Annotated in this window: 17 protein-coding genes; 5 read left to right on the top strand and 12 right to left on the bottom strand. The window is 64.4% G+C overall.

Going from position 1 to position 15,855, the window contains the following annotated elements; genetic code table 11:
- The first annotated feature begins 69 nt into the window (after positions 1–69).
- Positions 70–816 carry a fumarate/nitrate reduction transcriptional regulator Fnr gene (gene fnr, locus J4D28_RS28675; RefSeq protein WP_009049010.1) on the top strand — a complete coding sequence of 249 codons (747 nt, stop codon included), beginning with the start codon at positions 70–72 and terminating at the stop codon, positions 814–816.
- 24 nt (positions 817–840) lie between these two features.
- The gene (locus J4D28_RS28670) at positions 841–1,824 is read left to right on the top strand and encodes a zinc-dependent alcohol dehydrogenase family protein (protein WP_103331815.1); all 984 of its coding nucleotides are present in this window, start codon (positions 841–843) and stop codon (positions 1,822–1,824) included.
- Between the two features lie 12 nt (positions 1,825–1,836).
- On the opposite strand, the gene J4D28_RS28665 is transcribed toward J4D28_RS28670, so the two are convergent.
- Positions 1,837–2,733 carry a universal stress protein gene (locus J4D28_RS28665; RefSeq protein WP_009049008.1) on the bottom strand — a complete coding sequence of 299 codons (897 nt, stop codon included), beginning with the start codon at positions 2,731–2,733 and terminating at the stop codon, positions 1,837–1,839.
- Between the two features lie 228 nt (positions 2,734–2,961).
- Between J4D28_RS28665 and J4D28_RS28660 the strand changes: the two genes are divergently transcribed.
- Positions 2,962–3,525 (top strand): GNAT family N-acetyltransferase, encoded by a 564-nt coding sequence (locus tag J4D28_RS28660; RefSeq protein ID WP_009049007.1) that lies wholly within the window; start codon positions 2,962–2,964, stop codon positions 3,523–3,525.
- Between the two features lie 55 nt (positions 3,526–3,580).
- Here J4D28_RS28660 and J4D28_RS28655 read toward each other — a convergent pair whose 3' ends face one another.
- From J4D28_RS28655 to J4D28_RS28640, 4 genes are all read right to left on the bottom strand, one after another.
- Positions 3,581–4,498 (bottom strand): universal stress protein, encoded by a 918-nt coding sequence (locus tag J4D28_RS28655; RefSeq protein WP_103331816.1) that lies wholly within the window; start codon positions 4,496–4,498, stop codon positions 3,581–3,583.
- Positions 4,499–4,604: 106 nt separating this feature from the next.
- Entirely contained in the window at positions 4,605–5,843 is a 1,239-nt protein-coding gene (locus tag J4D28_RS28650; RefSeq protein ID WP_016702962.1) for a DUF4010 domain-containing protein, read from the bottom strand.
- Positions 5,844–5,885: 42 nt separating this feature from the next.
- On the bottom strand, positions 5,886–6,128 hold the full coding sequence (locus J4D28_RS28645; protein WP_103331817.1) for a hypothetical protein: 243 nt from the start codon (positions 6,126–6,128) through the stop codon (positions 5,886–5,888).
- A 41-nt stretch (positions 6,129–6,169) separates the two neighbouring features.
- Positions 6,170–7,243: an NAD(P)-dependent alcohol dehydrogenase gene (locus J4D28_RS28640; protein ID WP_016702960.1), complete on the bottom strand. Its 1,074-nt coding sequence runs from the start codon at positions 7,241–7,243 to the stop codon at positions 6,170–6,172.
- A gap of 264 nt (positions 7,244–7,507) precedes the next feature.
- Here J4D28_RS28640 and J4D28_RS28635 point away from each other — a divergent pair, with 264 nt between their 5' ends.
- Complete coding sequence (locus tag J4D28_RS28635; protein WP_016702959.1) at positions 7,508–8,440, top strand: universal stress protein; 933 nt, start codon at positions 7,508–7,510, stop codon at positions 8,438–8,440.
- Between the two features lie 86 nt (positions 8,441–8,526).
- Here the strand turns inward: J4D28_RS28635 and J4D28_RS28630 are convergent, their stop codons facing one another.
- Positions 8,527–9,165 carry a TetR family transcriptional regulator gene (locus J4D28_RS28630; RefSeq protein ID WP_103331818.1) on the bottom strand — a complete coding sequence of 213 codons (639 nt, stop codon included), beginning with the start codon at positions 9,163–9,165 and terminating at the stop codon, positions 8,527–8,529.
- Positions 9,166–9,294: 129 nt separating this feature from the next.
- Between J4D28_RS28630 and J4D28_RS28625 the strand changes: the two genes are divergently transcribed.
- The gene (locus tag J4D28_RS28625) at positions 9,295–9,954 is read left to right on the top strand and encodes an O-methyltransferase (protein ID WP_053269050.1); all 660 of its coding nucleotides are present in this window, start codon (positions 9,295–9,297) and stop codon (positions 9,952–9,954) included.
- 94 nt (positions 9,955–10,048) lie between these two features.
- Here the strand turns inward: J4D28_RS28625 and J4D28_RS28620 are convergent, their stop codons facing one another.
- From J4D28_RS28620 to J4D28_RS28595, 6 genes are all read right to left on the bottom strand, one after another.
- Positions 10,049–11,725, bottom strand: a complete 1,677-nt coding sequence (locus J4D28_RS28620; RefSeq protein ID WP_080577947.1) for a M28 family peptidase — start codon at positions 11,723–11,725, stop codon at positions 10,049–10,051.
- Complete coding sequence (locus tag J4D28_RS28615; protein ID WP_016702955.1) at positions 11,726–12,511, bottom strand: amidohydrolase family protein; 786 nt, start codon at positions 12,509–12,511, stop codon at positions 11,726–11,728. It lies immediately after the preceding gene.
- A gap of 64 nt (positions 12,512–12,575) precedes the next feature.
- Entirely contained in the window at positions 12,576–13,364 is a 789-nt protein-coding gene (locus J4D28_RS28610; protein WP_016702954.1) for an ABC transporter permease, read from the bottom strand.
- Positions 13,361–14,164: an ABC-2 family transporter protein gene (locus J4D28_RS28605; RefSeq protein WP_016702953.1), complete on the bottom strand. Its 804-nt coding sequence runs from the start codon at positions 14,162–14,164 to the stop codon at positions 13,361–13,363. The genes J4D28_RS28610 and J4D28_RS28605 overlap by 4 nt, the downstream gene beginning before the upstream one ends.
- Entirely contained in the window at positions 14,164–15,150 is a 987-nt protein-coding gene (locus J4D28_RS28600; protein WP_016702952.1) for an ATP-binding cassette domain-containing protein, read from the bottom strand. The genes J4D28_RS28605 and J4D28_RS28600 overlap by 1 nt, the downstream gene beginning before the upstream one ends.
- Positions 15,151–15,268: 118 nt before the next feature.
- On the bottom strand, positions 15,269–15,855 hold a 587-nt coding region (locus J4D28_RS28595), incomplete at its 5' end, for a hypothetical protein (protein WP_207246503.1).

The following is a 15,855-nucleotide window of genomic DNA, read 5'->3' as shown; positions in this document are numbered from 1 at the left end:
CAGCCGGACGGCCCGCCCTAGCGAGGTTCAAGGACTATGCTTTACCAACCGATAGAGGGGTCTTATGGCATGCCGGACGCCCGGACGCACCCGAACCATCATCTCAAGACTGCCTGTGCCAACTGCAGCGTCCTGGAGCTGTGCCTGCCGCTTGGTCTGACCGGGCACGAAATCGAGCGCCTGGACACCCTGATCGTGCAACGGTTCAAGGTCAGGAAAGGCGCCGCCCTCTATCGCGCCGGCGATCCATTGCGCTCGCTGTATGCCGTGCGTATCGGCTCGTTCAAGACCAGCGTGCTTTCACTCGATGGGCGCGAGCAGGTCACCGGCTTCCAGATGCCGGGCGAAATGCTTGGCCTGGACGCCATCAGCAGCGACATGCACACCTGTAACGCGCTGGCCCTCGAAGACAGCGAAGTCTGCCCTATCCATTTTGCCCACCTGGAAAAACTCGCCCTGGAGCTGCCGTCGCTGCAGCACAACCTGAACCGGATCCTCAGCCGCGAGATCGTGCGCGATCACGACATGCTGATGATGCTGGGCAACATGAACTCCGACGAACGCCTGGCGGCCTTCCTGCTGAACCTGTCGCAACGCCTGAGCCAGCGTGGCTACTCGTCCAGGGACTTCATCCTGAAGATGCGCCGCGAGGAGATCGGCTCCTACCTGGGGCTGAGGCTGGAAACCATCTGCCGGGGCATCGCGCACCTGCGGGACCAGGGGCTGGTGGAAATTTCCGGCCGGGAAGTCAAGGTCCTGAACATGGAGGGGCTCAAGCAATTGGTCGCAGGTTGCCACCGTTCAGCCCCGCGCTGATCCCTGGAAGCGTGGAAAACCATCATGCGCGCCATGGTCCTGCATATCCCCGGCGAGCCGCTGCGCCGGGAAGAACGCCCGGTCCCGACACCCGGTCCCCAGCAACTGCTGATCAAAGTCCTGGCCTGCGGCGTCTGCCGCACCGACCTGCACCTGGTCGATGGCGAGTTGCCCCAGGCCGTGCTGCCACGGGTGCCGGGCCACGAAATCGTTGGCCAGGTGACCGCGGTGGGTGCCGACGTCGCGCCGGACTGGATCGGCCAGCGGGTGGGCGTGCCCTGGCTCGGCTGGACCTGCGGCGAATGCGAGTTCTGCCGCACGGGCCGGGAAAACCTGTGCGACCAGGCGCAATTTACCGGCTGTCACCTGGACGGCGGCTACGCCGACTACACCCTCGCCGACGCCCGTTTCTGCCTGCCGCTTCCCCAAGCGCTCTCGGCCACCCAGGCCGCACCGTTGCTGTGTGCCGGGCTGATCGGTTTTCGCGCCTTGCGCATGGCTGGCAACGCACGGCACCTGGGCCTCTACGGTTTCGGCGCGGCAGCGCACCTGGCAATCCAGGTGGCGCTGGGCCGTGGGCAGCAGGTGTATGCCTTCACCCGACCCGATGACCACGCGGGCCAGGACTATGCCCGATCGCTGGGGGCCAGCTGGGCCGGCCCCTCGGACCAGCCCCCGCCGCACCCGCTCGACGCCAGCCTGATCTTCGCCCCCGTCGGCCCGCTGGTGCCGCTGGCGCTGGCCGTCACGGCCAAGGGCGGCTGCGTGGTCTGCGCCGGCATCCACATGAGCGACATCCCGGCATTCCCTTATCGACTGCTCTGGGGCGAACGCAGCGTGCGCTCGGTGGCCAACCTGACCCGCGAAGACGGCATCGCGTTCTTCGCAGAATTGCAGCACACCCCGGTTCACTGCGACGTCACCTGCTTCGCCCTGGACGATGCCAACCAGGCACTGGAGCATCTGCGGGCCGGTCAGTTCAACGGTGCGATCGTGCTCACCCCGTGACGCCCGAGCCGTTCACCTGACCGCCAGGATACTGCCCGGCACCGAATACAGCGCCCGCTCGGTATTGCTGCCGATCAAGCGGTCGATCCCCAGCCGATGCACAGTCCCCATCACCACCACATCGGCCAGGTACTGCTCGACGAAGTCACCGATCGCCGGCACCGGCGGGCCCGGGACGAAGTGCCGGCGCTCCGGCGGGATGGCGTAGCGCTCCGCCAGGGTGACAAACGCCTGGTGCAGGGACTCACGCAGCTCTTCAACGACGTCCATGCCCCAGCCACCGCTGACCAGCGGTGCATCGCCATTGAACGCCGGCGACAGGTCATAGGCATACAGCAGGTGCAGCGGCGCATCGCATTGCAGGGCCAGGGCATTGGCCGTCTGGATGATGGTGTCGTTCAGGCCGCTGATCTGTGTCGATGGATCGAATGGATCCACCGCCGCCACGACCCGGTGCGGCAACCCGTAGCGGGCCTGATTGACCAGGTGCACGGGGACCGGGCACTCACGCAGCAAATGACAATCGAGCGGCGTGATGAACACCCGCTTGAGCAGCGGTTCCAGGCTGGCGTCCTTGATCAGCAGGTCGGGGCCGAGCTCCTCGACCGTCTTCAGGATGTCCAGCAGCGGATGGGTGGTGAACAGCACGTCGACGGTCGCCTCCAGCCCCAGGTCGCCGAGCCGCTGGGTCTCTTCGGCCACCCAGCGGCGATGGCGCCGCATATAACGCTGATAACCCGCCTCGTCGATCTTCTCTTCCCACAAGCGCACGACCGGCGCTGGCTCGGCGAAGGCGCGTACATGCAGCGCAGCCCCGCTGGCCTTGGCCAGCGCAACCGCCCGCAGCGAGGCAGGCGACTGATGCAGGGTTGGATCGGCGATCAGCAGCAAATGTTGGTAATGCCCCATCACACACCTCGCTCAGGCACCGGTCGAACAGGCCGGCATGCGCCAAGAGTGCGCCTTGTCCCCCGATGCGCGGTTTGATTTACATCAGGTGCCGATCAATGAACGAGGCCTGTCGCCTGTGTCTGATCCAGATCAGATCCGCGTGCTGTCAGCAGGGTAAATAAAACCGAACAAACCGCGTGTGCGCCCTGCCGCACACGCCCCTGCGGCCGTATGGAGAACCCCATCATGCTCACTGTCAAAGACCACAACGAACGGGCCGCCGGCGTCTACGCCGCGGTCCCCGGAGAACACTGGATCGAAGCGCTGAGGGACGGCCGTCATGTGCTGATCCGGCCACTGGCGGAAAAGGACCGCGAGCGGGAGTACGCCTTTATCAAGCGCCTGTCTCCCGAATCCAGGCACATGCGCTTTCTTGCCCAGATCAGCGACCCCAGTGGCGCCTTGCTCGATCAGTTGATGAACACCGACGGCAAGCAGCGCATGGCCTACGTCGCGCTGGCTCACGATAACGGACAACTGATCGAGATCGGCATCAGCCGCTACGCCGCCACGGGCGAGCACGAATGCGAATGCGCGGTGACCGTCGCCGACGAATGGACGCAGCTGGGCCTGGGCACCTTGTTGATGGAGCACCTGATCAAGGCGGCCCGCCAGAACGGCTTTCGCCAGATGTATTCGATCGACGCCGCCAGCAATGCGCCCATGCGCGACCTGGCCAAGGCCCTGGGTTTCGAACGCAGTCACGATCCCGACGACAGCCGCCAGGTCATCCATCGCCTCCATCTGTAAAACCGCCGCCCCTGGCGTGCCGGCCAGCGGTCCGCCAGGGGCGACTCACCCTCGATTACAGCCTCTTGTCCGGTTTTATTGCCAGCACACTGCAAGGTGTCCGATGCAAAAGTTGCTCGGCGGTGCTGCCCAAGAGTTTTTTCAATCCCTTGTGCTGCACGGTTCCCAGGACAATGACGTCAGTGCGGTGGGCAATCGCGAAATCACAGATGCACGACAGCGGCGTACCCTCGATGAAGTGGCGACGCTCCGGCGGCACGCCATGGCGTTCGGCCAGTGCCGCGAATGCCTCGAATTGCGCCTCGCCCAACACTTCGTAGATCCCGGTGCTCAACGGCAGCACACCAACCCCCATGTCCTGGGCATACACCGCGGCCCAGTCATACACATGCACCAGCTCGAGTCCGGCGGCACACTGCCCGGCCAGCTTCGCCGCGGCGTCGATAATCTGGTCGTTGAACACCTTGTCCTGCTCGTCGCTGCGCAGCACATCGACGATGGCCAGCACATTGCGTGGCCGCGGGTTGAAGGCATTGGTCACCAGGTGCACCGGCACCGGACAATCCCGTAGCAGTTGCCAATCCAGCGGGGTGAAGAACACGCGCTTCAAGGCCGGTTCTTCTTCGGCATCCTTGACGATCAGGGCCAGGGGCATCTCATTGACCAAGTGCAGGATTTCTTCGAACGGGCGGTGCACCCAGACCACTTCGCTGGTGACCTCGATGCCCTGTTCGCTCATCGAGCGAGCTTGCTCGTCAAGCCATTGCCGATGGTTTTGCAGGTACCCGTCCCGGGCCTGGGCGATCTGTTCGGGCGCGAACAGGCCGGCCACCGCCAGCGCCTGCAGATAATCGAAGGCCACGATATGCAAGGGCAATTGCATCGCCCGAGCCAGCGCCGCGGCGCGGTCGAACGCCGGCGTCCGGTTCATGGCTGGCGGGGCAATGAGCAGTAAACGCTGAGTCTGTGACATAAGGCACCTCGGCACGCGGTCGTCTAAAAAACCTGGCTGGAATTGCAGATTGAAGGTTTCAGGACCGGGTGACTTGATCTTTGTCAGCTACCCGAAGCGACAGGCTTCAGTACAACCAGATACCGGCCCACATCGCCAACGTCAGCAGTACCTGGCCGGGAATGACATAAGCGGCGAAGCGGTGCCCGCCGCTGACCCAGGCCACCAGGCATTTGCTCAGGGAATTGCTGCTGACCACGATCAGCACCGGCGTGGCGATGGCCTGGAACGGCAACTGGCCGGATTTGGCCAGGGAGGCTATCGACGCCGTCGAGGAATGGGCGTCGGCGAAACCGCTGAGGGTCGCCGTGACCATCACCCCTACTTCGCCAAAGTGGCTCAACATCACCGACGACAGGAAAGTAATAGCGGTCATGGCCAGCGTGACGAGCAAGGCCAGCTTGAGGTTGAACGCGCCGCCGACCTTGATCGGCTGGCGGGTGCCCTGGGCGGGTGCGGGAAACATCAGGCACAGGCCATACAATGCCGTGGCGGCCGCACCGGCGAACAGCGGCCCCCACATAGGCCCCAGCAGACCGGTATCGACCGCGCCGAGGATCAGGCCCACCTGGGTCAGGGTGGCCAGGTTGGAGAGCAACGCCGCCGCGCCCAGGACCTTGATGCTGTCCGGTTCCTTGGCAGCGATATGCCCCATGGCGGCGATGGTCACCGTGCTGGAGGCGAACCCCGAGGCGATGGCACTGATCGCATAACCGTAACGCGTGCCCAGGTTACGGACGGCGATATGGCCTATCGCGCCCACGGCCATCAGCAACACGGTCAGGGTGCAGATGGTGCGCAAATTGATCGCGGCATAAGGCCCGATGTAACGATCCGGCGCCAGCGGCAACACCACCAGCGCGGCGATCAGCAGTACCAGGCCGTCGCGCATTTCCGCTTCGCTCAGTTGGCTGCGGGCGAAGTGATGCAACTTTTGTCGATAGGCCAGCAGCCCGCCCATCACCACGCCAATGGCAATCGCCAGTTCCGGCGCCGTACCGCACATCGCCCCCAGCGCCAGTACCGTGAGCAACGCCACTTCGCTGGTCACGCCCGGGTCGCTGCCCAGGCTTCGCCAATACGCCACGGTGACCAGCATGGCCAGGCAGATCGCCATGATCCCCAGCAGCAGGCCACCACCGACCTGCATGGCCACGTACCCCAGCAGCGCGGTAATGGCGAATGTGCGCAACCCGGCACAGGCACGGCTGTCTCCTCGCCCCTTGTGCCGCTCGCGCTCCAGGCCGATAAGCAGGCCGATGCCCAGCGCAGCCGCCGCGCCCTCCAGGCCAAGGGTCGCACTCATAGAACCTCCATCCGGATGAACCTGCCGCCCTGGCCACGAGGGTCACTTCACCAGGCCTGGGCAGGCTCCCTTGCTGGTCGTCGGGGCGGATCGGTTGCCGGCGGCCCGAGGGGCATCCCTCGTCTGGCCAGGGCTGGCCGGCCAGGCATGCGGCGCATCGATGCGCGCCCTGAGTTGACCGACGAAGGTCGTTGCGGCTTCCAGGCTGTCGAAGTCCACTTCCAGGGCATCCATGTGCACCACCCAGCCGTGGCCTGCCGGTTTTTCTGTAATGTCGATGATCATCGATCACCTCCGCGCAAGCACGAACGTCAACCGCCCCGGTATCACGGGGTAATCGCGACCTTCATGACCCCGTCCCGCTGGTGAGCGAACAGCTCATAGGCGGCTTCGATATCGTCGAGCCTGAAGCGGTGGGTCACCAGCGGCGACAGGTCGACCCCGCCGCTTTGCACCACTGCCATCAAGCGACGCATGCGTTCCTTGCCGCCGGGGCACAGGGTGCTGACGATGCTGTAGTCGCCCAGCCCGGCGGCGAAGGCGTCGAGCGGGATGTGCAGGTCGCTGGAATACACGCCGAGGCTGGACAACCGCCCGCCGGGCCGCAGCACGCGCAAGGCGGACTCAAAGGTGCCCTGGGTGCCCAGGGCTTCGATGGCCACGTCGACGCCACGGCCATCGGTGAGCGCCATGATCTGCTCGACCACGTTGCCGTCCCTGAAGTTGACCACCTGGGTCGCCCCCAAGCGTTTGGCCACCGTCATGCGCTCGGCCACGGCATCCACGCCGATGATCTGGCTGGCGCCTTTGAGCCGCGCACCGGCCACCGCGCAGAGGCCGATCGGGCCCAGGGCGAATACCGCGACGGTGTCGCCGATATTGACCTCGCCACGTTCGGCCCCGGAAAACCCGGTGGACATGATATCGGGGCACATCAGCACCTGTTCGTCGCTGAGGCCGTCGGGGATCGGGCACAAGTTGGCCAGGGCATCCGGTACCAATACGTACTCGGCCTGGCAACCGTCGATGATGTTGCCGAACTTCCAGCCACCGATGGCGCGAAAACCATGGCGGGTGTCCGGGCCGTCCTGGGAGGCGCAACCGCATAGGCAAGCATAGCTTTGCCCGCTGGGCGTGATGGCCCCGGCAATCACCCGCTGCCCCTCGGTAAAACCGCGCACCTGCGAGCCCAGCCGCTCGATGATGCCCACCGGTTCATGACCGATGGTCAGGCCCTTGGCCACCGGGTACTCGCCACGCAGGATGTGCACATCGGTGCCGCAGATCGTCGTCGTGGTGATACGCACCAGGGCATCCAGCGGGCCCACTTCGGGGATCGGCTTTTCATCGAGCACGATCCGGTTCTTTTCAACGAAAATTGCCGCTTTCATGGTGGCCATGACGATTCTCCGGTCCGGTGCCCGCTCTAGAGTCCAGCAAGACGTTCAGGCTGCGCCGGAAGGAAGGCCCTGGGGTTGATCATGATCAACAATTCATCGATGGAGCCCTTTGCGCCCAACCACACGTCTGCCGGCCTGCTCCACGACCGGACGGGTTGATACAGATCAAGCGCGCGCCACCGGCCAGAGGCAGGATCGGGGCAAGGTTTCACGACCGAAGACGCATCGTTGCCGATACCTGCAACTACCCACGGGAGATTTGTCATGTCCGAGCAAGCACGTTTCATGCTGGTCGCCTCGCCACTGATGGAGAACAGTCCGGCCTTCGATCGGGCCGCCGCGCTGGCCAGGGCCGAAGATGCAGCCCTGCACATCGTCGCCTTCGATTACCTGGAGGGTCTGGCCACGGCCAGCCTGGTCAACGAACAGGCCCTGGAGCAGATGCGCCTGGGCTACGTCGAGCGCCATCGTCAATGGCTTGAAGAACAGGCCCGCCCGATGCGCAAACTGGGTGTCACCGTCACCACTGAAGTGGTGTGGGTGCAAAACCCGCTGCAGGAGATCCTGACGCACCTCAAGGAACAGCCCATGGCCCTGCTGATCAAGGCCCTGGAGCATCAATCGCGGCTGTCGCGGGTGTTCTTCACCCCCCTGGATATCCACCTGCTGCGCGAGTGCCCGGTGCCCCTGCATTTTGTCAGCCATCTACAGCATGCGTTGCCACGCAAGATCGTCGCAGCGGTCGACCCGTTCCATCGCGATGGTCAGTACCAGGACTTCAACGACCGGATACTGCATGAAGCCTCGAAACTGGCCAGCGCCTGTAACGCCGAACTCGACGTGATCTATGCCCATGACCTGTCTTCCATCGACGCGGACGAATTCAACTTCGACCAGAGCTCGACGTTTTTCTCGTCCAGCAAAGTCAAGACCCTGTTCGACGCACAGGGCGCCGCCTTCAACGAACTGGCCGAACGCAACGGCATTCCAGCGGAACGCCAGCACATGATCATGGGCAACCCGGCCAAGGTCCTGACCAGCTACGCAGACGCCTATGGCGTCGACGTGATTGTCATGGGCAGGGTCGGTCATCGTGGCGGCCTGGGGCGCCTGATCGGCAGCACGACAGAGCAGTTGCTGTACAAGATGCCTTGCAGCGTATGGGTGGTTTCGCCCGAGGTGCTGACGGCTGAATAAAACGCCTTTTCAGAAGGCCTGCCCCGCGCGCCTGGCCGGCATCGAACGCCGCCCAGGGCGCCCGGCAACCTCGCGGCCTGTACCGGTCAGCCAGCACCGCGCGCCACTTGCGTGAGGTAGGCGCAGAACATGTCTGCCATGGCGTCGGCGTAGGTCTGGATCTCTGCGGCGCTGCGCGGGGTTTCTGAAAACTCCTTGCCTACGCTGCTGAGCGTGGTGGTGATCAAGTCGGCAGCCAGGGCGCGGGTTGCCTGCGGTGCGTCGGGCAGCGCCTCTTCCATGAAAGCCTGGAAGATCCTCTCTCCTTGCGCCTTCACGGCCTGCGCTTCGGGGGCGTGGCGATACAGCGGCGCGGCGTCGTTGAGCGCCACGCGCATCCTGGCTTCCTCGCACTCGGACTGGATAAACACCCGGACCAGCACGCGCAACCGTTCCAGCGGGGCTTTGCCAAGGTCTTCGAGGATGCTGCGCAGCATCTGCGTGGTCTGTTGCCACTCATCGCTTTGCAACCGGAACAGGATCGCCGCCTTGTTCGGGAAGTATTGGTACAGCGAACCGATGCTGACGCCGGCCTTCTCGGCCACCCGCGCGGTGGTGAAACGCTGCGCGCCTTCCCTGGCCAAAACCTGAGTAGCGGCTTCCAGGATCGCCGCGACCAGCTCCGTCGAGCGCGCCTGTTTAGGGGCTTTTCGCGAGGAAACCTGCGGGGTCCGGCGATTGCTCATGACGGCCCCACGGGGCCGGAGCCAATGCGAATAGCGGGTGGGGTCACTTGCTCATATCCTCTAAATGCGACGAATTGATCGCATTTTAGCCACGCGCCGCCAGGCGTCAATTTTGGAAGGGATACCCCCATGACCAGCACACTGACTACTTCCCCGCTCGCGCCCTTGCTCAATCGCCTGTTCGACCAGGCCCATACGGCAACCAGCCCGGCCGTCGCCGGCATCTCCCGCGAAGAACGCGAGCGCCTGATGCACAGCAAGACCGAATACCTGGATTTCTATGGCCGCCTGAAAGACCTCTGGCTGCCGGTTTCACGCGACACCGGCGGGCTGCTGTACATGCTGGCGCGCAGCACCCGGGCCCGGCACATCGTCGAATTCGGCACCTCGTTCGGCATTTCGACCCTGCACCTGGCCGCGGCCCTCCGCGACAACGGCGGCGGCCGCCTGATCGGCAGCGAGTTCGAGGCGTCCAAGGTGCAACGGGCACGCCAGCACCTGCTCGAAGGCGGCCTGGCTGACCTGGTGGAGATCCGCGAGGGCGACGCGCTGAAGACCCTGGCGGTCGACCTTCCGGAATCCATCGACCTGCTCCTGCTCGACGGCGCCAAGGCGCTGTATGCCGATATCCTGGCCCTGGTCGAAAGCCGCCTGCGCCCGGGCGCGCTGATCGTCGCCGACAACACGGACTACTGCCCGGACTACCTGGCCCGGGTCCGTTCGCCCGGCAGCGGCTATCTGTCCGTGCCCTTCAGCGACGACGTGGAACTGTCGATGCGGCTCGGCTGAGTCATATCCAAGAGTACCAAGCGATCATCGAAACCCTCGGCCACTGCATCGAAGGCAACCGGCAGGCCAGCAGCGCGACGATGAAGCCTGTGTTTCATGAACATGGCGACGATTTTCGGCCGCCTTGATCTGGATAACGTCGCGGGCCATCAGCCGGATCTGCCTGTCCCTGGAGTCTGGTCCGGATAGCCGGCGAGCGCAGTGCGGGACGCCATGACGAGTCGGCCAGCAGGAGCAGCGTTTCATGAAGCACGTCGATGTCGGCGCAGAGGCTGGTGAAGTCCCAGTACCTGTCGAACGCATCGGACGTGCTGTGATACAGGTTCGAGTCGTAGAAGTCATGCCGTTTCAGGCCTTCCTCCACGCCCCCGCTGATCAGGTCGCTGCCGGTACTGACCTGGACCGCGGGGATGTCGATCTTGGCGAAGCTCGCCTGGTCGGATCGGTAGAAGTAGCCGGCGGCGGGCGCGTCATCGAGACTGATTTGCCGGTTCAGTTGCTTGCCGGCCCGCATGAACGCACTGGGCAGCTCGGATTGATCACCGTCCACCAGGCTCAGGTCGCGGGTCCTGCCGATTGGCACGAAGCCATCAACGTTGAGCGCCGCGACCACATCAAGGCCGGTCTCGTCGATCAACCGGGCGACCTGGGCGGAACCGAGCATGCCCACCTCCTCCGCGGTGGTCCAGGCAAAGAGCACGGTGCGGCGTAGCGGGCCCGCGTTCGCCAGCCGCCTGGACAGTTCGAGCAACACAGAGACACCGACCGCGTTGTCAACTGCGCCGGGGTAGTAGCCACGGGGCTGGCTGCTGTCCGGGGTCCTGCCGAGATGATCCCAGTGCGCGCACAGCAATACGCATTGCCGGGGGAAAAGCGCGCCTTTGTGCATGCCCAGCACATTCCGGCAATGGCCGATCTTGATCTCGAAACCCAGGCGCAGCTGCAAGCGGACGTCGAGCCAGGGCGCGCGTCTGGCCATCGGCCATGGGTCGGCCAGGAAGGCATCGAGCTCGACACCGGCCCTGGACAACAACTGCCGGCCGAAACGTTCGCTGCAGATCCCCTCGAATTCCAGGCCACTGCGCACCGCGCCCGGAAGAAACCGAAACGGCCGGCGCATCTCGTCCCGTACCAGATGGAAGGCGCTGCCGAACAGCTCATCGGTGTGGACGATGATCACGCCCGCGGCGCCTTGTCGAGCGGCCTCCTCGAACTTGTATTCCCAGCGGCCGTAGTAGGTCATCCGCTCACCCTGGAAGCGCTCGCCTCCCGGGCTGTTGCGCCCGGGATCGTTGGGCAGCGCCACCACCACCTTGCCGACGACATCGAGCCCGGCGTAATCGTCCCACTGGTATTGCGGCGCGACTATGCCGTAGCCGACGAAGACCAGAGGCGCGTTGTCGAACACGACGCGGGCCTGCTGGGAACGAATCAGCAACTCACCATCGTGCAGCGGGTCGGGCTGCCAACCGTCGCCCTGGATGGTCACCTGCCCGCCCCGCGGAGTAGCGGAACCAAGCGCCACGGACTGAAAAAGGCTTCTGCGGCCGTGCCAGGCCTTGAGCCCCATCCCCCGTGCCTTCCCGGCAATCCACAGGGATGCCCGCGCCCCTCCGGGCTCCCCTGCCCCACGCCCGGCGAAAAGCGCGCCGGACAGGGTCCGGCAGTTGTCGGCGAGTGCCGCGGCATGGGCCTTGTGCCTGAGGTAGCCACGCAAGGACGGCGCGCCCCCGGGCTTGGACTTGGCCTTTTTTGGCAGTGACCGGCGCATCTAGGCCCCCTGCTCCCTGGAAAAATGCTTGAACAACCGGGCGCCATTGTCGAAGAACACCTGCCGGTGGTACTGCGGCGCAATCGCCCTGGCGCACGCGGCGAAATAACCCGGGTAATCGACAGCGGGCCAACCCGAGCCGAAGACCAACCTGTCCGGCTTGCCGGTGTAGTCGAGCATCCAGCGGATCGGCTCGATCAGCAGCCTGTCCAGCGTGGCCTCGGAGACATCGCTCAACGGGCCCTCGATGATCGAACTGAGGTCGAGCCAGACATTGTGATTCTTCGCCGCGAGCACCGCGGCATCGGTGAACCAGGGATTGCCGCTGTGCACCAGGAGGAAGTTCACCTCGGGATGCTCGACTATGACCTCGTCCAGGCTCAGCGGATGGGCATACTTGAGCTTGGAGCGATGCCAGCCGGTGTCGCCGCTGTGGAACAGCACCGGGACATCGAACTGGCGCGCCAGGGCGTACAGCTCCCGAAGCCGAGGGTCGTCGGCGTACACATGCATGAACCCGAGGTTGATCTTGATCGCCAGGTAGACGCCGTCGGCCAGCCCCTGTGCCAGCGACTCGGAGCACCATTCAGGCTGGGCGATGACCGCGCACCTGCCCACCCCCAGTTCCCGCAACGCCTGGTCGCCGCAGGCGGGGGCACGGGAGTCGGTCACCGAGGCGACGATATTGAAGCGTGATTGCAACGCCTGGAACGCTTGCAGGCTGCCCGCCGCGGCGAACTCGGTATGCACGTGCGCGTCGAGAACGGGCCCGGAATAAGTGCTCATCGAAAAACTTCCCTGTGGGTCGATCACTATCGCCGCGCGGCATCCGGCGCGGCACCTTGAAGCACTAGCTGCTAGCGCTGCTGTAGGACCTCAGGGCAAACAGCCAGAACACCCTGGACAGGCACAGGAAGGCGACAGCGAACAGAATCGCGCCGAGTACCTGCGGCCATCCGACCATGCCCATGGCCCCGGTAACCGGGACGTTGGAAACGAAATACACCGGGACGAGGAAGGTCAGTATCGTGCGGATCGTCTGCGGAAAGGCCGATACCGGAAACCGTGCGATTTCCATCAGCGTATAGCTGATGATCCAGACATCGCCGATCTTCACGAACCAGATCGACAAGGTGCAGGTGATCAGGAACACCGAGTAGAAAATCGCCACCCCCGCGGCCATCAGCCCGAGGAACGCTGCGAGGTTGCCTGCACCCAGCGCGCCTTCGCTGTACATGGCGTACAGCACCACGGCAAGGCCGATCAGTACCCGGGGCAGTTCCCAGAGGCTGATCTTCGAACAGGACACCAGGAACTGACTGTCGACCGGACGCACCAGCAGGTAATCCAGGTCACCGGTGCGCACCTTCTCCGACAACGCGTGCAGGCTGGGAAACAGCCAGACCTCCAGCAGGCCCTCGAGGATCAGCGCCACGCCGAACAGCGCCAACACCTGGTGGAGGTTCCAGCCGCCCAGGCTGCCGACTTCGGCGAACATGGCATCGAGGAAGTACAGCGCCAGGAGCATGCCGACCACCGTATTCACCGCATTGGTGATGGCATTGGCGCGAAACTCCAGTTCCGCGAGCATCGAATGCCTGATCAGGGCCAGCAGGACTTTCAAGGTTCTCAGGCTCATATGCCGGCTCCGGAAAAGCGCTTCAGGCCCTGGCGCCACAGGCCCCGGCGCAACGCCACCAGCACCAGCACCCAGAACAGCTGGGCCACGAAACCGTACAGCAGCTCGATGCCCGCGGCCTTACCGATCAGCACCTTGACGGGAAAATCCAGAGCCGAGGCGAATGGCAGCAGCGCGACGATGGAGCGGGTCGCCTCGGGGAACAGGTCGACGGGAATGAGCGTGCCGCCCAGAACGGTGTACATCGACCAGACCAGGGCATCCAGCGCCACGGAGTTGGCCATCCAGAACGCCAGCAGGCCGACGCAGTAATAGATATGGAAAATGATGATCCAGGCCAGGACCAGCGAGACCAGGAAAAACGGCAGCTGCCTGGCGATGCTCGGCAGGTCAATGTCGAACAGGGAGGCGCCGATGCAAAACACCGTCACCACGATCGGCGCGCGCACCAGCATCTGCCCCAGATGTTCGGCCACATGGAACCAGAACGGCGCGACCGGCTTGAGCAGGCGGCCCGACAAGGTGCCGTGGCGTATCTCGTCGTTCAGCACGAAGATGACCCAGACCGCGGTCAGTTGCCTGACCAGATAGATGCCCAGGAAATACGCCACGAAATCGCTTGCAGCGTACCCACCAATCACCTGGTCCCGGGAAAGCTCCCACCAGATCAGCATCATGAACAACGGCGCGACGCCGCTGATCAGCCACACGAACAGCTGCGCCCGGTAGATCACGGTCACCAGCACGCTCGTGCGGATCAGGCGCCCGGCAATGCCGGGCAACGAAGCCAGGGCGACCATCAGGCGTGCTCCCTTGGCAGCAACAGGCGGGGGAACGCCTGCTCGAGGGACGGGCTCTGGATCGAGATGTCCGTCACCGGGAAGCTCGCCAGCAGCTGTGCCACGGTCTTGGCGACCTGCTCCTCGGGCACCAACAGTTCGGCGCCTTCGTTGTCCAGCCGGATCAGCTCGCCATAGGGGCGCAGGGATTCGTCGCTGACCGCCGAGGAGAAACGCAGGCACACCCGGCGCTCGGAAACATGGGCCTTCACCAGCGCCTGCCGGCCGCCGTCGAACACCACCTGGCCACGGTCCAGGACGATGACCCGGTTGGCCAGCGCCTCGATGTCCGCCATGTAGTGCGAGGTCAGGATGATCGTCGCCCCGAACGCCTTGTTGTAGTCGACGAGGAATTTGCGGATCGCGACCTGCATTTCCAGGTCCAGGCCGATGGTGGGCTCGTCGAGAAACAGAATGCTCGGGCGATGCAGCAACGACAGGATGAGCTCGCATTTCATCCGCTCGCCCAGGGACAGCTTCCTGACCGGGCGGCGGGCGATGTCGCCGGCCGACAGCAACTCGCACAGTTCATCGATCCGGCGCCGGCATTCGGCAGGCGGTATGTCGTAGAGGGCACCGTGCAGGTGGAAAGACTCCAGCGCCGGCAAGTCCCAGGTCAGTTGCTGCTTTTGCCCCATGACCAGGGTGATCGACTTGAGGAACTCCGGCCGTCTCTTGAAGGGTTCATGTCCCAGGACCGAGAGATGCCCGCTGCTGGGCCGGACGATGCCCGAGAGCATTTTCAGGGTCGTGGTCTTGCCCGCGCCATTGCCGCCGAGAAACCCGACCACCTCACCCGCGTCGATCGAAAAGGAGACATCCCTGACCGCGGGGATGAACTCTTTCTCACGCCGAAAATACCGGAGCAGGCTGCGTGAATGGCCGTCACTGGCTCGGTACACTTCGTATACCTTGCTGACATCACACAGCTCGATTGCTTTTGACATACATCTCCTTGATAACTCGCGCGTCCTGCGATTCAGTCAAAACGCCAGAATACTAGCATGGTGATCCGAGGTACTTGCCCGGCTGGCCGGGACCATCGGCAGCTGTGGCGCGGCGTATTTATCGGCGGCGCGCCAGCAGTTGCGCCTGATGCCAGGCAGGGGACAATCCCGTGTCGATTACAAGACAGATCGACGGCGCGACCTTTGACTGGGCGAGCAGCCCCAGGCCGGGCACGTGGTCCAGGGCGAAGTCGGCCGCTTCGAGCATCGCGGTTGTCCGACCCAGGTCGACCGTGGCCAGGTGCACCAGGCAGGACGCCCGCGCCAAGTCCACCGGCCCACTGTGGCGCTGCGCTGCGCGGTGCAGAAACGCCAGCCACTGGTGACCGATGGACAAGTGCCCCTCCTCCGTGCCGATGCTCCCCGTCACGTCGCCAAGGCCTTCGAAGCAATGGCGTCGATCCTGCTCGGGCTGGGCGCAGAGCAATGACACCCCGCTGATCGCAAACAGGCCATTTTCCGCTACCAGCAGGGTGAGGTCCGTACCGACACCGCGCAGGTACTGAATGACCGACACCGGTACATCTCCCGGGCTGCGGGCCGGCAGGCTGGCAATCAGCCAGGCCGGTGCCTCCTCGCCCAACGGCGTCTTCTCGGTCACCGCCAGGGCCGCACGCCGCGCGGGCGAAAGGCCTTCGACATCCG

It is taken from the genome of Pseudomonas sp. GW531-T4, assembly GCF_017349615.1.
In the GTDB taxonomy this organism is placed as follows: domain Bacteria; phylum Pseudomonadota; class Gammaproteobacteria; order Pseudomonadales; family Pseudomonadaceae; genus Aquipseudomonas; species Aquipseudomonas chlororaphis_I.
Note: the sequence above shows the minus strand (reverse complement) of the source record. Positions and strands in the feature narration are given on the sequence as shown.

Bases quoted from the DNA above. Each gene is read 5' to 3' on its own strand.
- J4D28_RS28670 (WP_103331815.1), top strand. From the start codon at position 841: ATGCGCGCCATGGTCCTGCATATCCCCGGCGAGCCGCTGCGCCGGGAA.
- J4D28_RS28610 (WP_016702954.1), bottom strand. From the start codon at position 13,364: ATGAGCCTGAGAACCTTGAAAGTCCTGCTGGCCCTGATCAGGCATTCG.
- J4D28_RS28605 (WP_016702953.1), bottom strand. From the start codon at position 14,164: ATGGTCGCCCTGGCTTCGTTGCCCGGCATTGCCGGGCGCCTGATCCGC.
- fnr (WP_009049010.1), top strand. From the start codon at position 70: ATGCCGGACGCCCGGACGCACCCGAACCATCATCTCAAGACTGCCTGT.
- J4D28_RS28650 (WP_016702962.1), bottom strand. From the start codon at position 5,843: ATGAGTGCGACCCTTGGCCTGGAGGGCGCGGCGGCTGCGCTGGGCATC.
- J4D28_RS28620 (WP_080577947.1), bottom strand. From the start codon at position 11,725: ATGCGCCGGTCACTGCCAAAAAAGGCCAAGTCCAAGCCCGGGGGCGCG.
- J4D28_RS28645 (WP_103331817.1), bottom strand. From the start codon at position 6,128: ATGATCATCGACATTACAGAAAAACCGGCAGGCCACGGCTGGGTGGTG.
- J4D28_RS28655 (WP_103331816.1), bottom strand. From the start codon at position 4,498: ATGTCACAGACTCAGCGTTTACTGCTCATTGCCCCGCCAGCCATGAAC.
- J4D28_RS28640 (WP_016702960.1), bottom strand. From the start codon at position 7,243: ATGGCCACCATGAAAGCGGCAATTTTCGTTGAAAAGAACCGGATCGTG.
- J4D28_RS28615 (WP_016702955.1), bottom strand. From the start codon at position 12,511: ATGAGCACTTATTCCGGGCCCGTTCTCGACGCGCACGTGCATACCGAG.
- J4D28_RS28600 (WP_016702952.1), bottom strand. From the start codon at position 15,150: ATGTCAAAAGCAATCGAGCTGTGTGATGTCAGCAAGGTATACGAAGTG.
- J4D28_RS28630 (WP_103331818.1), bottom strand. From the start codon at position 9,165: ATGAGCAATCGCCGGACCCCGCAGGTTTCCTCGCGAAAAGCCCCTAAA.
- J4D28_RS28665 (WP_009049008.1), bottom strand. From the start codon at position 2,733: ATGGGGCATTACCAACATTTGCTGCTGATCGCCGATCCAACCCTGCAT.
- J4D28_RS28635 (WP_016702959.1), top strand. From the start codon at position 7,508: ATGTCCGAGCAAGCACGTTTCATGCTGGTCGCCTCGCCACTGATGGAG.
- J4D28_RS28660 (WP_009049007.1), top strand. From the start codon at position 2,962: ATGCTCACTGTCAAAGACCACAACGAACGGGCCGCCGGCGTCTACGCC.
- J4D28_RS28625 (WP_053269050.1), top strand. From the start codon at position 9,295: ATGACCAGCACACTGACTACTTCCCCGCTCGCGCCCTTGCTCAATCGC.